Here is a 16,385-nt window from a genome sequence, read left to right as displayed (position 1 = left end):
ACCGCATGACTCGCCACTATAAGAGAGGCCTTCTTCGGCGGTCAACGCGCCGTGCCCTCCCCACCCACCGTCCCATCACGGAGCCCCCATGTCCCTGATCGACGAACGCCAGGACTTCTCCGCCATCGCCGACCTCTTCCTGCTCCACGGCAGCATGCAGTCGCCGGCCTTCCTGGACGGGCGACTCTGCGCCCGGCTCGCCCTGCACGACATCGACCCCGCCGCCTGGCTGGAGGAGGTGTGCCTGGCGCTGGGCGTCGAGCAACCCCGCGACGAGGCCGCCGCGGAGCGCCTGCTGGCCTGGCGCCGCCAGACCCTCGAGGCGCTCTCCGGCAGCGAGCTGGGTTACGAGCCGCTGCTTCCCGACGAGCTCTTCTCCCTGGCCGAACGTGCCCGGGGCCTCGCCGAGTGGACCCAGGGCTTCCTGGAGGTGCTCCACGATGCCGGCGAGGCGCCCCGGGAGCGCTGGTCCTCCGCGCTGCGCGAGGCGCTGGAGGATCTCGAGGGGATCGCCGCCATGCCCGCCGACCTCGAGGAGAGCGCCGACAACGAGAACGACCTCTTCGCCCTGGCCGAGCATGCCCGCATGGCCGCCATGCTGCTCTATACCGAGCAGCACCCCGGCCAGCCCCAGGTCGAGGATGCCGAGGCCCCGACCCGTCACTGAGTCCCCCTTCTTCCCCGACAAGGAGTCCCCATGCTGCCCGAGGCCCTGCCCCGCCCTGCCCCGATCGCCAACGCCGAGTACCGTCGCCGCCGCGAGGCGCTGATGGCCGCCCTGCCCGAGGATGCCGCCGTGCTGCTGCCCGGCGCCGGCCTGGTCACCCGCTCCCGCGACAGCGAGTTCCCCTTCCGTCAGGACAGCGACTTCCACTACCTCACCGGCTTCCCCGAGCCCGACGCCCTGCTGCTGCTGCTGCCGGGGCGCGCGGAGGGCGAGAGCGTGCTGTTCTGCCAGGACCGCGACCCGACCCTGGAGGCCTGGACCGGCATCCGCCTCGGCGCCGATGGCGCGGTTCGCGAGCACGACGTCGACCAGGCCTTCGAGAACGCCGAGCGCGACGAGCGGGTCGCGGCCCTGCTCGATGGCCGGCGCACCCTCTACCTGCCGCTTGACGGCGTCGAGGCCATGGCGCTGGCCGAGGAGGTGCGCGGCGAGCTCGCCGCCCGGGTACGTCACGGGGCGCGGCCGCCCGAGGCGCTGGCCGATGTCGCGCCGCTGCTCCACGAGGCGCGGCTGATCAAGAGCGAGGCGGAGCTGGCGCTGCTGCGCCATGCCGCCGAGATCTCGGCCCGCGCCCACCGCCGCGCCATGCGCGCGGCTCGCCCGGGGCTCGCCGAGTGGCAACTCCAGGCGGAGCTGGAGCACGAGTTCCGCTGGCACGGTGGCAGCGGCCCGGCCTACGCCAGCATCGTCGGTGGCGGCGCCAATGCCGGTGTGCTGCACTACATCGAGAACCGCGCCCCCCTCGAGGACGGCGACCTGGTGCTGATCGACGCCGGCGCCGAGTTCGATCTCTACGCCGGTGACATCACCCGCACCTTCCCGGTCAACGGCCGCTTCAGTGATGCCCAGCGCGCCCTCTACGAGGTGGTGCTGGGTGTCCAGGAGCGAGCCGTGGAAGCGGTGCGCCCCGGCACCACCCTGGCGGCGATCCATGCCGAGGTGGTGCGCGGCCTCACCGCGGGGCTGATCCGGCTGGGCCTTCTCGAAGGCGAGGTGCAGGCGCGCATCGACGACGAGAGCTACCGGCGCTTCTATCTGCACTCCACCTCCCACTGGCTGGGCCTGGACGTCCACGACGTGGGCCGCTATCGCCGCGAGGGCGAGTCCCGGCCGCTGGTGCCGGGCATGGTGCTGACCGTGGAGCCGGGGCTCTACGTCCCCGACGCCGACGATATCCCCGCGGCCTTTCGCGGCATCGGCATCCGCATCGAGGACGACGTGGCGGTCACCGCCGAGGGCCACGAGGTGCTGACCGCCGGCGTGCCCAAGTCGGTGGCTGCCATCGAGGCGCTAATGGCCGGGGAGTGACCGCCCAATCCTGCGCATTAATAAACGTTATGTAATTTACGTTATGAAACCAGTGACGAGATAACTCGCCGAGGTAGTGCCATGCACCCGGATCCGGGAACCCCTTCGCAGCACCGTCCGCCACAGGATGGACCCACGCCGGTGGATATCGCCATCGTCGGCGGGGGGCTGGTGGGCGCCAGCCTGGCCTGCGCCCTGGCGCCGCTGATCGAGCGCCACGGCCTGACGGTGGCGGTGATCGAGGCGGCCCCCCTTCTCGACCTGGCCGCCGCGCCCTGGCAGCCCAGCTTCGACGCCCGTGCCAGCGCCATCTCCCTGGGCACCTCGCGCCACTTCACCGACCTGGGGCTGTGGGCGGCGATGGCCGAGCAGGCCGCCGCCATCCGCCGCATCCATGTCAGCGAGCGCGGCCGCTTCGGCGCCACCCGCCTGGAGAGCGCCGAGCTCGGGGTCGAGGCGCTGGGCCATGTGGTACCCAACGCCTGGATGGGCCGCGTGCTGCATCGACGCCTCGCCGAGCTGTCGCTGGCCTGGCACTGCCCCGCCAGCGTCGAGGCGATCGCCCCGGCCGCGGGGGGCCATCGCCTGACGCTCTCCGACGGGGCCCGCCTGCAGGCGGGGCTGACGGTGCTGGCCGATGGCGGTCGCTCGGGGCTCAAGGAGCGCCTGGGCATCGCCAGCGACAGCCGGCCCTACGAACAGGTGGCGCTGATCGCCAGCGTGGAGACGAGCCGGCCGCACCAGGGGGTGGCCTGGGAGCGCTTCACCGCCCAGGGGCCGATCGCCCTGCTGCCCCTCAAGGGCCAGGCCATGGAGCTGGTGTGGACCCATGCCGCCGGCGACGAGCGGCGGCGGCTGGCGCTGGCCGACGGCGACTTCCTGGCCGAACTGCAGGACGCCTTCGGCGATCGCGCCGGGCGTTTCCGCCGGGTGGGGCGTCGCCACGCCTACCCGCTGAGCCTGGTCACCGCGCGCGAGACCACCCGGCCGGGGCTGGCGGTGCTGGGCAACGCTGCCCATGCCCTGCACCCGGTGGCGGGCCAGGGCTTCAACCTGGCCCTGCGCGGGGTGATGGACCTGGTCGCCGCGCTGGAGGCGGGGCTCGCCGAGGGGCGCCCCGCCGGCGACTCGGCCCAGCTCGAGGATTTCGAGGCGCGCCGCGAGGGCGACCGCCGCCAGGTGGTCCACTTCAGCGATGGCCTGGTGCGACTGTTCGGCATCGACAGCGAGCTGCTCGGCCATGCCCGGGCCGCGGGGCTGGTGGGGCTCAACCTGGCGGGCCCATTGCGCCGTGGCCTGGCACGGCGCGCCATGGGGCTCGAGAGGTGAGGCTTGCAGAGATGAAGGTTGCAGAGACGGGGGCTGGAGAGAGGAGCGCCGCCCCGGTGATGGATCAGGATGCCAGGAGGAGCGAGATCATGAGGGAGGCAGGCGAGCCGCAGGCCGTGCATGCGGAGGCGGAGCACCATGAGGTGATCATCGTCGGCGGCGGCATGGTCGGGGCGGCGCTGGCAACCCTGCTGGGCCAGGCCGGGGTCGAGGTGGCCCTGGTGGATGCCCGGCCGACCCTGCTCGACGCCGAGGCGGTGGGGCGTGGCCTGCCCGCGCGGCGGGTCAGCGCCCTGACGCCGGTCTCCCGGCGCCTGCTGACCCGGCTGGGCGCCTGGGAGTGGATGGCCGCGCGGCGGGTCAGCCCCTATCGCGGCATGCGGGTGTGGGACGCCGAAGGCAGCGGCGAGGTCGGCTTCACCGCCGACCAGGCCGGGGTGGAGGCGCTGGGCCATATCGTCGAGAACGACGTCACCCTGGCGGCCCTGGAGCGGCGCCTGGCGGCGCTGCCCGCGGTGCGCCTCTGCCTGGGGGCGTGCGTGGAGGGACTCGCCTCGCTGGGTACGGAACGCGAGGTGGTGCTCGACGACGGTCGCCGGCTCGCCGCACCCCTGGTGGTGGCCGCGGATGGCGCCCGCTCGCCGCTGCGCGAGCTGGCGGGCATCGCCGTCGACGAGCACGACACCGGCCATGTGGGGGTGGTGACCACCGTGCGGGTCGCACGTCCCCATGGCGGGATGGCTCGCCAGGCCTTCCTGGCCACCGGCCCGTTGGCCTTCCTGCCCCTGGCGGTGGAGGGTGACCAGCACCACTGCTCCATCGTCTGGTCCACCTCGCCCGCCGAGGCCGAGCGGCTGGCCGGCCTCTCCCGCGAGGCGCTGGGACAGGCGCTCGCCGCTGCCATCGACCATCGGCTGGGAGCGGTGACGGTGCTGGACACGGCGGTAGGCTTCCCGCTTTTCCAGCGCCATGCCGAGCGCTACACCCTGCCCGGCTTCGCCCTGGTGGGCGACGCGGCCCACGGTATCCATCCCCTGGCCGGCCAGGGGGTCAACCTGGGGCTGATGGACGCCGCGGTGCTGGCCGAGGAGCTGTTGGCGGCGCGGCGGCGGGGCGTCTCCCCGGGGGAGGCGCGGGTGCTGGCGCGCTACGCCCGCCGCCGTCGCGGCGACAACGCCGCCATGCTGGCGCTGATGGATGGCTTCCGGCTGCTGTTCGGGGCGCGCCACCCGGCGCTGGCGCTGGCCCGCAACCTGGGGCTCGGCGGCGTGGACCGGCTGGTGCCGCTCAAGCGGTTGCTGATGCGCCAGGCCATCGGCGAGCGGGGGCGGCTGCCGGCCAGCTGCCGATGAGGCCCCGGCAAGCGCGGCTCATCGGTCGCGCTGGCGCACCACGTTGAGTGCCTTGAGCAGGTTGAGGGCCTCGCCGAGCTGGTAGTCCTCGCGCAGCCGTTCGCTCTGCTCGGCGCTCTCCCGTGGGGCGCCGCGGGCGCCGAGGTGGCCCTCCAGGTCGGCCTCGCGCACGCCGCGGCCGTTCTCGGTCACCTCCACGCGGCCGCGCACCACCTGCACGTCCGGGGCGATGCCCTGGGCCTGGATGGAACGGCCGCCCGGAGTGAAGTAGAGCGCCGTGGTGAGCTTGAGCCCCTCGCCGTTGCCCAGCGGCATGATCTGCTGGACCGAGCCCTTGCCGAAGCTCTCGGTGCCCATCACCACGCCGCGGCGCTGGTCCTGCAAGGCGCCGGCGACGATCTCCGCCGCCGAGGCGCTGCCGCCGTTGATCAGCACCACCAGCGGCACCTCGGGGGCCGGGGTGTCGGGGGTGGCGGAGAAGCGCATCGCGGTGTCCGCCAGGCGTCCCTCGGTGTAGACGATCAGCCCTTCGTCGAGGAAGGCGTCGGCCACCGCCACCGCCGCCTGCAGCACGCCGCCGGGATTGTTGCGCAGGTCCAGCACCAGGCCATCCAGGGCGCCGTCGCGCTCGAGCCGGCGCAGATGCTCGGCCACCTGATCACCGGTGCGGGTCTGGAACTGGCTGATGCGCAGGTAGCCGTAGCCGGGGGCGAGCAGCTCGCTCTTGACGCTCTCGGTGCGGATGTTCTCGCGGGTCAGGCTCACCTCGCGGGGCGAGCTCTCGCCCTGGCGCAGGATGGTCAGGGTGATCTCGCTGCCCGGGTCGCCACGCATCAGGTCCACCGCCTCCTGCAGCGAGAGCCCCTCGGTGGGGGTCTCGTCGATGCGCAGGATCTGATCGCGGGCCTCAAGCCCGGCCCGGGAGGCGGGGGTGTCGTCGATGGGGGTGATCACCGTCAGCTGGCCGTTCTCCATGCCCACCTCGATGCCGATGCCGCCGAACTCGCCCTGGGTCGACTCGCGCAGGCTCTCGAACTCGTCGGCGTCGAGGTAGGCGGAGTGGGGGTCGAGCTCGCTGAGCATGCCGCGCATGGCGTTGCGCAGCAGCTCGCCGTCATCGATCTCCTCCACATAGGCTCGCTTGATGCGCTCGAACACCTCGGCGAAGGTCTGGATCTCCGCCACCGGCAGGTCGTCATCGGTCTGCTGAGCGGGAGCCGAGAGCGGCAGCGCCAGCAGCGCCAGGGGCAGCAGGCCGGCCAGCAGACGCCGGGAGAGCGGTGAGCGGGAAGACCCGCCGGCGAGGGGAAGCGCTGGGTGCATGCGAACTCCGCGGTTCCAGAACGGTGAGCGGTCAGCATAGCCCGGCGCCGGCGGCCATGGAAAGCGCCGCTCAGCGTCGTGCGATCCAGCCCTGGGGGTCGATGGGCTCGCCGCCGCGGCGCACCTCGAAGTAGAGCGCGGGGCGTGGCTGGCCGCCGCTCATGCCCACGGCGCCGATCACCTCGCCCCGGGAGACCGGGCGGCCGACCGCCACCGCGAAGTGCTGCAGGTGGGCGTGCAGGGTCATCACGCCGTCGCCGTGGTCGATGATCAGCAGGTTGCCGAAGCCGCGCAGCCAGTCGGCGAACACCACCCGGCCGGCGTGCACCGCGCGCACCGGCTCTCCCTCCCCGGCGCGGATCACGATGCCGTTGCGGTGCACCGCATCGCCCGAGTGGAAGCGCGAGGCGATCCGGCCCTGCACGGGCCAGGGCAGCTCGCCGCGGGTACGCTCGATGGCGGTGGAGGGAGGCGGGCGCTCCAGGCGGGCGAGCTGCTCCTGCACCTGGCGCAGCACCTGTTCGGCGCGTTCGCGATCCTGCTCCAGGGAGGCGAGGCGCGCCGCCTCGCCGCGCTGACGGCTGTCCAGCCTCGCCAGCAGCGCCGCCCGCTCCTCCATCTGCTCGGCCAGCACCGCGCTGCGTTCGGCCAGCTCGCCGGCCAGGGCATCCAGGCGCGTGCCGCGGCGCTCCAGCGCCTCGCGGGTCTCGGCGAGGGCGGCATCCAGGCGCGCCAGCTCGTCGAGCCGCGCGCGGCGGGCGCGGGCCAGGTGGTTGAGGTAGTGTTGCAGGCGGTCGAGGCGGGCCGGGTCGTCCTGGTTGAGCAGCAGCTTGAGCTGGGGCGAGCGCCCCAGACGATAGAGGGCGTCGAGCTGGCGGTGGATCGCCTCGAGCTGCCCGGCGCGCTCCGCCTCCAGGGCATCGCGCTGCGCCTGCAGGGCCGCCACCTTCTCGCCCAGCGCCTGGCGTTCGGCCTGCAGGTCGTCTAGGCGGCGGTGGGTCTCGGCGAGCGAAGTCTCGATCGCCTCGAGCCGGCGCGCCGCCTCGTCGCGGGCCTCGCGGGTCGCGGCCAGGCTGCCCGCGGCCTCGTCGATCGCCTCGCCGATGGCATCGAGGTGCTCCTTGACCGCCTCCTCGCTGGGCTGGGCCGCCAGCGGCCCGGCCATGCCCAGCGCCAGCAGCAGCGCGAGCAGGGGGGCGAGCGGGGTCATCCGTGGCCCCTCGGGCGCGTCGTCACGCAAACTCGATCAGGGCGCGGCCACTCATCTCCTCGGGGATCCGCTGGTCCATCATCGAAAGCAGGGTCGGGGCGATGTCGCACAGGCTGCCGTCATCCACCAGGCGGGCGGGGCGCTCGCCGACGTAGATCAGCGGCACCTCGAAGGTGGTGTGGGCGGTCTGGGGAGCGCCGGTCTCGGGGTTGACCATCTGCTCGGCATTGCCGTGGTCGGCGGTGACCAGGCAGGCGCCGCCGGCGCGCTCGATCGCCTGCACCACCCGGCCCACGCAGCCGTCGACGGTCTCGATCGCCTTGACGGCGGCGGCGAAGTCGCCGGTGTGGCCGACCATGTCGCCGTTGGCGTAGTTGCACACGATCAGGTCGAAGCGGCCGGCGTCGATGGCCGCCACCAGGCGGTCGGTCACCTCGTGGGCGCTCATCTCGGGTTTCTCGTCGTAGGTCTTCACGTCCCGCGGCGAGGGCACCAGGATGCGCTCCTCGCCCGCGTACTCCGCCTCCTGGCCGCCGGAGAAGAAGAAGGTGACGTGGGGGTACTTCTCGGTCTCGGCGATGCGCAGCTGGGTGAGGCCGCGGTTCGCCACCACCTCGCCCAGGGTGTTGTGGAGCTCTGTCGGGGGGAAGGCGACGGGGGCCGGGATGTCGGCGGCGTAGCGGGTCAGGGTGACCAGCCCCTCGGCGGCCAGGCGCGGACGTTCGCGGCGCGCGAAGCCGTCGAAGGCGTCGTCGACGAAGGCGCGGGTCAGCTCCCGGGCGCGGTCGGCACGGAAGTTCATGAACAGGGCGGCGTCACCCTCCTCCAGGGCGATCGGCCGGCCTGCCGGGCGCACGCTGGTGGCGGCCACGAACTCGTCGGTCTCGCCGCGCTCGTAGGCGGCACGCAGGCCCGCCTCGGCGTCGGCGACGACATGCTCGCCCTCGCCCTCGGTGAGCAGCCGGTAGGCCTTCTCGACGCGGTCCCAGCGGTTGTCGCGGTCCATGGCGAAGTAGCGGCCGATGAGCGAGGCGACGAAGCCGTGGTCGGCGCCCACCAGCTCGGCGAGGCGGGCATTGGTGCGCTCGAGGGAGGCCAGGGCGCTCTGGGGCGGCATGTCGCGGCCATCGAGGAAGGCGTGGACGAAGATCCGGGTGGCGCCGCGCCGCGCCGCCAGTTCGGCCATGGCCAGGACATGATCCTCGTGGCTGTGCACGCCGCCCGGGGAGAGCAGGCCGAGCAGGTGCACCGCGCGGCCCGCGGCCACCGCGGCATCGATGGGCGCGGTGAGCGCCTCGATGGTGTCCAGCTCGCCCTCCTCGATCGCCTTGGTGATGCGGGTGAAGTCCTGGTAGACGACCCGCCCGGCGCCGAGGTTCATGTGGCCCACCTCGGAGTTGCCCATCTGGCCGTCGGGCAGGCCGACGTGGCGGCCGTCGGTGTGGATCAGGGTGTGGGGACGCTCGGCCCACAGGCGGTCCATCACCGGGGTGGCGGCGGCCTCCACGGCGTTATGGGCCGGGTCGGGGTTGTGGCCGTAGCCATCGAGGATGATCAGGGCGACGGGGCGCGGGGTCTTGGCGGTCATGGCGAGGGTCCTCGAAGCGTGTGGGGCGCGACCCGAGCCCGGGCGGCGGGCCGGCCACCTCCGGGAGGATCTCGACGCGGGGCGTTCGGGGTCGCGGCAGGAGACGTCTTGCGGCATCATATCGCAGGCGGCCGCGTGCGTCATGGCGCGCCCCGGGGGCTCGCCACGCCGAGCCCGATTCGTCGGCGCCCGGCTCGTGTATACTGGGCGGCCGTCGCGCGTCGCCGCGTGCCCCATATTTCGTGCCCGAGACGAGAGTTTTCGCTCCCATGATCGATCAGCTGTTTGACTTCGTGCAGAACCACCCGCTGCTGGTGGGCGCCTTCCTCCTGGTGTTGACCGCCTGGGTCCTCTACGAGGTGCGCAACAGTGCCGCCGGCGGGGTGACGGCCGGCGAGGCGACCCAGCTGATCAACCGCGAGGACGCGGTGGTGGTGGATACCCGCGAGGCGGGTGACTTCAAGGCCGGCCATATCGCCGGTGCGCGCAACATCCCCCAGAGCCGCCTCGACGAGCGCATGAGCGAGCTAGAGAAGGTCAAGGACAAGCCGATCATCGTGGCCTGCAAGCACGGCCAGGCCGCCGGCGCCGCCGTGGCCAAGCTGACCAAGGCGGGCTACCCTCGGGTCCTCAAGCTCAAGGGCGGCATGATGCAGTGGCAGGCCGACGGCCTGCCCGTGGTCAAGAAGTAGTCTTCGTTTCCCGAATCAAAGGACCTTTCCCATGGCGGAAGAGAACAACCAGAGCGCCGGTGCCCAGGCCGGCGGCCAGCAGGACAAGCCGCAGCTGCAGTTCGCCCTGCAGCGGATCTACGTCAAGGACATCTCCTTCGAGGCGCCCAACTCGCCTTCGGTGTTCCAGCAGCCGTTCAAGCCCAAGGTGGGGCTCAACCTGGATACCGCCAGCGAGAAGGTGGGTGATGACCTCTACGAGGTGGTGATCAAGGTCACCGCCCAGGTGACCCACAGCGAGGAGGGCACCACCTCCTTCCTGGCCGAGCTCGAGCAGGCCGGCCTGTTCCGCATCGCCGGCATCGAGGGTGACCAGCTCGACCACACCCTGGGCGCCTTCTGCCCCAACGTGCTCTTCCCCTATGCGCGGGAGTGCATCGATAGCCTGGTCAACCGTGGTGGCTTCCCGCCGCTGATGCTGGCTCCGGTGAACTTCGAGGCGATCTACGCGCGCAAGAAGAAGCGCGAGGCCGAGCAGGCCCAGGGCGCCGAGACGACCCAGTAAGGTCGCCGCCGTGGCTATCAAGTCGCCGCGTATCCACGTCGCCGCCGACCTTCGTGTCGGCGGCGACGTCGTTCTGCCCGAGGGGCCGGCCCGCCACGTGGCGCGGGTGCTGCGCCTGGCCGAGGGCGCCGCGCTCAGGCTCTTCGACGGTGCCGGCCACGAGGCCGAGGCGGTGCTGGTGGAGGCCTCGCGCAAGCGGGTGGTGGCGCGCATCGAGGCCGTGGCGCCCGGCGCCGCCGAATCCCCCCTGGCGGTGCACCTGGGCCAGGCGATCTCCAAGGGGGATCGCATGGACTACGCCATCCAGAAGACGGTGGAGCTCGGTGTGGCCGCCATCACGCCGCTCTACACCGAGCATGGCGACGTGCGCCTCAAGGGCGATCGGGAGGCGAAGAAGCTCGCCCACTGGCAGGCGGTGGCGGCCAGCGCCTGTGAGCAGTGCGGCCGCGCCGTGGTGCCGCCGGTGCATCCGCCCCGGGCCCTGGCCGAATGGCTGGCCGTCCGCGACGAGGCGCTGCGCCTGGTGCTGCATCCCGCCACCGACGGCGCCCTCGAGGGGCGAGCGACGCCGGCCGACGTCGCCCTGCTGATCGGCCCCGAGGGTGGCCTGGCCGAGGGCGAGGTCGCCGCGGCCCGCGAGGCCGGCTTCGCGCCGCTCTCCCTGGGGCCGCGCATCCTGCGCACCGAGACCGCCCCGGTGGTGGCGCTCAGCCTGCTGCAGTACCGTTTCGGTGACCTGGGCGGCGCCTGACGCCTCGTCGCCCGCGGGCGTCGCCTTCTTTTCTCCATACGGAACTCCGCCATGACCGATCGCCGTGCTCCCCGCCCTTCCACCCCCGCCACCCGTTCCTCCGCGCGTCGCTACCGTGCGCCGCGCTGCGAGGTGGGCGAGGTCGCCTACCTGGAGGTGGTCAGCGTCACCGAGATCGGTGCCTTCCTCGACTGGGGGCAGCCCCGCGACCTGCTGCTGCCCTTCGGCGAACAGCGCTTCCGGCCCAGCGTCGGCAAGCGGGTGCTGGTGAGGATCTACCAGGACCAGCAGGGGCGCCCGGTGGCCAGCCAGAAGCTCGAGCGCTTCGTCGCCGACGCGGCCGAGGGGCTCGCCGCCGGCGACGAGGTGACCCTGGTGATCGCCGACCCGACCGACCTCGGCCTCAAGACGGTGGTCAACCACCGCTTCTGGGGCGTGCTCTACCGCGATGACCTGACTCGCCCGCTGCGCCGCGGCCAGCGCGTCACCGGCTACGTCAAGCGCGTGCGCGAGGATGGCCGCCTGGACCTCTCGCTGCTGCCCCCGGGCGAGGCGCGCCTGGACGTGGTGGGCGAGGCGGTGCTCAAGGCGCTGCGCGAGAGCGGCGGCTACCTGCCGCTGGGGGACAAGAGCGATGCCGCCGAGATCAAGGCGCGCCTGGGGGTGAGCAAGAATGCCTTCAAGCAGGCCATCGGCCGGCTCTACAAGCGGCGGCTGATCACCCTGGAACCTACCGGCATCCGGCTGGCGCCTAGCGGCGACTAGCCGGCATACTGGCTCCACTCACACTCTCGACCGGAACCCCGAGCCCATGAGCGAACGCGCCCTGAAGATCGGCGTGGTGATGGACCCCATCGCGGACATCGCCTACAAGAAGGACACCTCCCTGGCCATGCTGTGGGCCGCCCAGGACCGCGGCGCCTCGCTCCACTACCTGGAGCCCGGCGACCTCTTCCTGCGCGACGGCCGGGCCTTCGGCCGCCTGCGCGCGCTGACGGTGCACCGCGACCCCGCGCACTGGTTCGACCTGGGCGACCCCGAGCCGCGCCCCCTGGCCGAGCTCGACGTGATCCTGATGCGCCAGGACCCGCCGGTGGATACCCACTTCCTCAACGCCGTGCACCTGCTGGGCTTCGCCGAGCGCGAGGGCGTGCTGGTGGTCAATCCCACCCGGGCGCTGCTGGAGTGCAACGAGAAGCTCTTCGCCCAGCAGTTTCCCCAGTGCTGCGCGCCGACCCTGGTCTCCTGCAGCGAGGCCGAGCTGCGCGCCTTCCACGCCGAGCAGGGCGACGTCATCCTCAAGCCGCTGGACGGCATGGGCGGCAGCGGGATCTTCCACGTGCAGCCCGAGGGGCGCAACCTGGGCGCCATCATCGAGACCCTCACCGAGCGCGGTCGGCGCCAGATCATGGCCCAGCGCTACCTGCCCGAGATCCGCGACGGCGACACCCGCATCCTGCTGGTGGAGGGCGAGCCGGTGCCCTACGGCCTCGCCCGGGTGCCCCTGGCGGGCGAGACCCGCGGCAACCTGGCCGCCGGCGGCACCGGGGTCAGCCGTGAGCTCACCGAGCGCGACCACTGGCTGATCCGCCAGGTGCAGCCGGTGATCCGCGAGAAGGGGCTGATGTTCGTCGGCCTCGACGTGATCGGTGACTACATCACCGAGATCAACGTGACCAGCCCCACCTGCGTGCGCGAGATCGATGACCAGCGCGGTACCGACATCGCCGGCGACCTGATGGATGCCATCCAGCGCCGGCTCGCGACGCGGCGAGGCTGAGGCGCGCTCACCATGACCCCGCAGGTCAGCGATCCGGTCCAGTACGCCCCGGTCACCCGGCCCTACCGGCGCTGGCTGGCCGCCTCGCTGGCGTTGCTGCTGCACCTGGCGGTGATCGGCAGCGTGGCGAGCTGGCAGTTCGCCGCCCCGCCGCCGGAGCGCTCGAGCCTCGACGTGGTGCTGGTGACCCGCGAGAGCCAGGCGCCGGTGGACGCCGACGCCATCGCCGAGGCGGCCCAGCAGGCCGCCGGCAGCCAGCAGGAGGAGGCCCCGGCGGAGTCGCGCTCCGCCCCGGTGGAGGCCCCTGCCGCCTCGCAGCAGGGGGCGACGGACGTCGACCCCGCCACTCCTGCCGAGCCTGAGGCGGCCGAGCGGGTCGCGCCCGAGGCGCGTCCCGACGAGCGCGCCCCGCCGGCGGCGAACCAGGTCGCCGACGAGGCGCCGTCCACGCCGCGGGAGGCCCCCCAGGCGGCGGACGCCAGCGGCGACCCCAGCGTGGCGGCACCCTCCGCCTCGGGGCGTGACCTGCTCGCCGACGCCACCCGCAGCATCCGCGAGCAGGGCCTCGCCCCCGAGTCGCCCGGCGAGACCGGCGCCCCCCGCCAGGCCGCCGAGCGTGCCGCCGAGGCGCGCTACATCGACGACTGGACCCGCCGCGTCGAGGCCTACGGCAACCGCGTCCACCCCGCGCCGCGTCATCTTCACGGCCAGCTGCGCATCCGCGTGGTGATCGGCCGCGAGGGCGAGCTGCGCCAGGCGGAGGTGATACAATCCTCGGGACATCCCGAACTCGACCAGGCCGCGCTGGACACCGTCCACGGTGCCGCCCCCTATCGTCCCTTCGATGCGGGCATGGGCAACCTGGACTCGCTCTCCATCACCCGGGTCTGGCGGTTCGGCGAAGGCAATCATTACGGCGTGCGCTAGAACGCCGGGGAGTCTCATGCAATCCGTGGAAAACTTCGGCCTGAAAGACCACTTCCTGCTGGCGATGCCGCACCTGGAAGACCCCAACTTCGCCGGCAGCCTCGCCTACCTGTGCGACCATGACGAGAAGGGCACCATGGGGGTGATCGTCAACCGTCCCCTGGAGCTGACCCTGGAGGCGCTCTTCGAGCAGCTGGAGCTGGGCGGCGAGGAGAGCCCGCACCGCAACGCCCCGGTCTACTTCGGCGGCCCGGTGCACAAGGATCGCGGCTTCATCCTGCACCGCGGCGCCAGCGACGAGTGGGACTCCAGCATCCAGGTCACCGACGATATCGCCCTGACCACCTCCATGGACATGCTCCAGGCGCTGGCTGCGGGGCGCGGCCCCGAGCACTTCCTGGTGTGCCTGGGCTGTGCCGGCTGGGAGTCGGGCCAGCTCGAGGCCGAGCTGCTCGACAACGCCTGGCTCACCGTGGAGGGGCGCGGCGACATCCTCTTCGAGGTGCCGCCGGAGCAGCGCCTGGGCGCCGCCGCCGGCCTGCTCGGCGTCGACCTCAACCTGATGACCCGCGAGGCGGGGCACTCTTGAGCCGGGCGCGCCGCTCGAGCGGAGGCCGCTGATGGCCCGGCCAGGCGAGCGACTGATCCTGGGCTTCGACTTCGGTACCCGGCGTATCGGCGTGGCGGTGGGCAACGAGCTGCTGGGCAGCGCCCGGGAGCTCGAGCCGCTGCCGGCCCGCGAGGGGATCCCCGACTGGGCGCGGGTGGCGCGGCTGGTGGAGGAGTGGCGCCCCGACCTCTTCGTGGTGGGGCTGCCGCTGACCGCCGACGGCGAGGAGCAGGAGATGAGCACCCGCGCCCGCAAGTTCGGCAAGCGCCTGTTCGGCCGCTACGGGGTGCCCTGCGAGATGGTCGACGAGCGTGGCTCCACCGGCGAGGCCAAGGCGATCGCCCGGGCGCGCGGCCAGCACCGCAGCTGGCGCGACGAGGGGGTCGACGGCATCAGCGCGGTGCTGATCGTCGAGCGCTGGTTCGCCGCCCGGGAGGGGCTGCCACGCGCAGGAACACCGGGCTCCTGAGCCTCAGGCGGCGTCCGGCGGACGGAAGTCGGCCACCGAGACGCCGGCGAACTTCTCCAGGAAGAACACCAGGGTGGCGGGGTGGCGGAAGCGCTCCTCGAAGGACTCGCGCTCGGCGGCGCGGCGCCGCGTCACGCTGGCGCGGTACTCGTCGCCGCTGCGGGTCACCGTCACCCGCGATTCGCGCTCGCCGTCACGCGCCTCGGCGGTCAGCGTGCCCTCCCCCTTCTCCAGCAGCGCCTCCAGGCGGTGGGCGGCCTCCAGCTCCTCGGGGGTGGCCCACAGCGCCTGGTCGCGATCGCCGTAGCGGTAGAGGATCACCACCAGCAGTGCCGAGAAGATGGCGCTGGCCAGCATCCAGGTCAGCGCCTCGCCGGACAGCGACATGCTGAGCACCGCCCACAGCTGCACCACGGCGGCGCCGGCCAGCGCCCCCGCCAGCGGCTGCCACAGGCGCGGGCTCATCACGCCGCGCTGCAGGATGTAGCCCCACAGCCCCATCACCGCCAGGACGCCGAGGCCCAGCTGGGCCAGCGAGAGGAGGGTGCCGCCGCCGGCCAGCAGGGCGATCGCCCCGATCAGCAGCAGCGCGGTGTAGAACAGGGCCAGGAGCCGATAGGCGCGTTGCAGGGTCATGTCGTGGTGCCTCATGCCGCCAGGGGAAGGGATCACTCCACCAGCATAGGCAAGGGCGGCCAAAGTGCGCGTTGCCTAGAGCGCCGGGTCGTCAACGCCCAGGCGCGGCGGCACGAACCAGCGCACCGGACGCAGGTCCTGCTCGATCAGGCCGTCGACCTCCAGCAGGGTGGCGAAGATCGCCATGCGCACCGGGATGCCGTTGTCGGTCTGGCGGAAGATCGCCAGGCGCGGGTCGCCGTTGAGGTCGACGTCGAGGTCGTTGGCCTCGGGGCGGCTGTCGCGGGGCAGCGGGTGCATGACGATGGTGTCGCGGCCGCAGCGCCGATCCAGGAAGGCGCGGTCCACGGTGAAGTCCCGGGAGAGGCTGAAGCCCTCGCTCATCTCGGCGGTGAAGCGCTCCTTCTGGATGCGGGTGGTGTAGACCACGTCGACGTCGGCGTAGTCCCGGGCCAGGCTGTCATGCTGTTCGATGCGATGCCCGCGGGAGGCGACCAGGTCGATCAGGTGGCCGGGCATCTCCAGCCCCGGCGGCGCCACCAGGGTGATGCGCATGGGATCGTAGAGCGATAGCAGCTTGATCAGCGAGTGCACCGTGCGCCCGTACTTGAGGTCGCCGGTCATCAGCACATGGGCGCCGGCCAGCCCCTTGCCCAGCCGGGTGAACTCCTTGTCGATGGTGTAGAAGTCGAGAAGCGCCTGGCTGGGGTGCTCGCCGGGGCCGTCGCCGCCGTTGATCACCGGCACGTGGGTGGCGGCGGCGAACTCCGCCACCGAGCCAAGCTCCGGATGGCGCATCACGATGGCGTCGCAGTAGCCGCTCATCACCCGGCTGGTGTCGTAGAGCGACTCGCCCTTGGCCATGGAGGAGAAGGTGAAGCCGGTGGTGTCGCAGACGCTGCCGCCCAGCCGGCAGAAGGCCGCGTTGAAGCTGACCCGGGTGCGGGTGCTGGCCTCGAAGAAGAGGTTGCCGAGCACCGCACCCTCCAGCACCCGGGTGACCTGGCGCCGCTGGGCGATGGGCTCCATGCGGGCGGCCACCCGCATCAGGTGATCGATAGCGTCGCGGGAGAGGGAATCGACGGAGAGCAGGTGGTGATGCATCGGCGCGGCCTCGTGGGAGCGAAGGGACGGCCGCT

At 72.5% G+C, this 16,385-nt stretch carries 16 protein-coding genes and 1 pseudogene; 12 read left to right on the top strand and 5 right to left on the bottom strand.

What is annotated here, in order from left to right; genetic code table 11:
- Positions 1–88 precede the first annotated feature (88 nt).
- The 4 genes from BLP95_RS04925 to BLP95_RS04910 all read left to right on the top strand — a co-directional run bounded on the left by BLP95_RS04925 (position 89) and on the right by BLP95_RS04910 (position 4,716).
- Positions 89–667 carry a UPF0149 family protein gene (locus BLP95_RS04925; protein ID WP_089677299.1) on the top strand — a complete coding sequence of 193 codons (579 nt, stop codon included), beginning with the start codon at positions 89–91 and terminating at the stop codon, positions 665–667.
- A 30-nt stretch (positions 668–697) separates the two neighbouring features.
- Positions 698–2,035: a Xaa-Pro aminopeptidase gene (pepP, locus tag BLP95_RS04920; protein WP_089677298.1), complete on the top strand. Its 1,338-nt coding sequence runs from the start codon at positions 698–700 to the stop codon at positions 2,033–2,035.
- A gap of 81 nt (positions 2,036–2,116) precedes the next feature.
- Positions 2,117–3,364, top strand: a complete 1,248-nt coding sequence (ubiH, locus tag BLP95_RS04915) for a 2-octaprenyl-6-methoxyphenyl hydroxylase (protein ID WP_089677297.1) — start codon at positions 2,117–2,119, stop codon at positions 3,362–3,364.
- Between the two features lie 89 nt (positions 3,365–3,453).
- Positions 3,454–4,716, top strand: coding sequence for a UbiH/UbiF/VisC/COQ6 family ubiquinone biosynthesis hydroxylase (locus tag BLP95_RS04910; RefSeq protein ID WP_089677296.1), 1,263 nt, complete (start codon positions 3,454–3,456; stop codon positions 4,714–4,716).
- A gap of 18 nt (positions 4,717–4,734) precedes the next feature.
- Here BLP95_RS04910 and BLP95_RS04905 read toward each other — a convergent pair whose 3' ends face one another.
- The 3 genes from BLP95_RS04905 to gpmI form a co-directional block, all read right to left on the bottom strand.
- Positions 4,735–6,039: a S41 family peptidase gene (locus BLP95_RS04905; protein WP_089677295.1), complete on the bottom strand. Its 1,305-nt coding sequence runs from the start codon at positions 6,037–6,039 to the stop codon at positions 4,735–4,737.
- 70 nt (positions 6,040–6,109) lie between these two features.
- Complete coding sequence (locus tag BLP95_RS04900) at positions 6,110–7,249, bottom strand: murein hydrolase activator EnvC family protein (protein ID WP_089677294.1); 1,140 nt, start codon at positions 7,247–7,249, stop codon at positions 6,110–6,112.
- 22 nt (positions 7,250–7,271) lie between these two features.
- The gene (gene gpmI, locus BLP95_RS04895; protein ID WP_089677293.1) at positions 7,272–8,837 is read right to left on the bottom strand and encodes a 2,3-bisphosphoglycerate-independent phosphoglycerate mutase; all 1,566 of its coding nucleotides are present in this window, start codon (positions 8,835–8,837) and stop codon (positions 7,272–7,274) included.
- 269 nt (positions 8,838–9,106) lie between these two features.
- On the opposite strand from gpmI, the gene BLP95_RS04890 reads away from it, so the two are divergent.
- Genes BLP95_RS04890 through ruvX form a run of 8 tightly spaced genes read left to right on the top strand, consistent with a single transcriptional unit; the run spans position 9,107 to position 14,610 of the window.
- Positions 9,107–9,529: a rhodanese-like domain-containing protein gene (locus BLP95_RS04890; protein ID WP_089677292.1), complete on the top strand. Its 423-nt coding sequence runs from the start codon at positions 9,107–9,109 to the stop codon at positions 9,527–9,529.
- Between the two features lie 31 nt (positions 9,530–9,560).
- A complete protein-coding gene (secB, locus tag BLP95_RS04885) occupies positions 9,561–10,073 on the top strand; it encodes a protein-export chaperone SecB (protein WP_023004249.1) in 513 nt (170 codons plus the stop codon).
- A 10-nt stretch (positions 10,074–10,083) separates the two neighbouring features.
- The gene (locus BLP95_RS04880; protein ID WP_089677291.1) at positions 10,084–10,824 is read left to right on the top strand and encodes a 16S rRNA (uracil(1498)-N(3))-methyltransferase; all 741 of its coding nucleotides are present in this window, start codon (positions 10,084–10,086) and stop codon (positions 10,822–10,824) included.
- A gap of 51 nt (positions 10,825–10,875) precedes the next feature.
- Positions 10,876–11,589, top strand: a complete 714-nt coding sequence (locus BLP95_RS04875) for a CvfB family protein (RefSeq protein WP_089677290.1) — start codon at positions 10,876–10,878, stop codon at positions 11,587–11,589.
- Between the two features lie 46 nt (positions 11,590–11,635).
- Complete coding sequence (gshB, locus tag BLP95_RS04870; RefSeq protein ID WP_089677289.1) at positions 11,636–12,604, top strand: glutathione synthase; 969 nt, start codon at positions 11,636–11,638, stop codon at positions 12,602–12,604.
- A 12-nt stretch (positions 12,605–12,616) separates the two neighbouring features.
- Entirely contained in the window at positions 12,617–13,531 is a 915-nt protein-coding gene (locus BLP95_RS04865; protein ID WP_089677288.1) for an energy transducer TonB, read from the top strand.
- A gap of 16 nt (positions 13,532–13,547) precedes the next feature.
- A complete protein-coding gene (locus BLP95_RS04860) occupies positions 13,548–14,120 on the top strand; it encodes a YqgE/AlgH family protein (RefSeq protein WP_089677287.1) in 573 nt (190 codons plus the stop codon).
- 31 nt (positions 14,121–14,151) lie between these two features.
- Positions 14,152–14,610: a Holliday junction resolvase RuvX gene (ruvX, locus tag BLP95_RS04855; protein WP_089677286.1), complete on the top strand. Its 459-nt coding sequence runs from the start codon at positions 14,152–14,154 to the stop codon at positions 14,608–14,610.
- 3 nt (positions 14,611–14,613) lie between these two features.
- Here ruvX and BLP95_RS04850 read toward each other — a convergent pair whose 3' ends face one another.
- Positions 14,614–15,246 (bottom strand): hypothetical protein, encoded by a 633-nt coding sequence (locus tag BLP95_RS04850; RefSeq protein ID WP_023004260.1) that lies wholly within the window; start codon positions 15,244–15,246, stop codon positions 14,614–14,616.
- 75 nt (positions 15,247–15,321) lie between these two features.
- A pseudogene (gene pyrB, locus BLP95_RS04845) lies at positions 15,322–16,362 on the bottom strand (aspartate carbamoyltransferase); the annotation flags it as partial.
- Between the last annotated feature and the right edge of the window lie 23 nt (positions 16,363–16,385).

The sequence above is a fragment of the Halomonas shengliensis genome (assembly GCF_900104135.1).
GTDB lineage: Bacteria > Pseudomonadota > Gammaproteobacteria > Pseudomonadales > Halomonadaceae > Halomonas > Halomonas shengliensis.
This window is presented reverse-complemented; position numbering and strand designations above follow the sequence as displayed.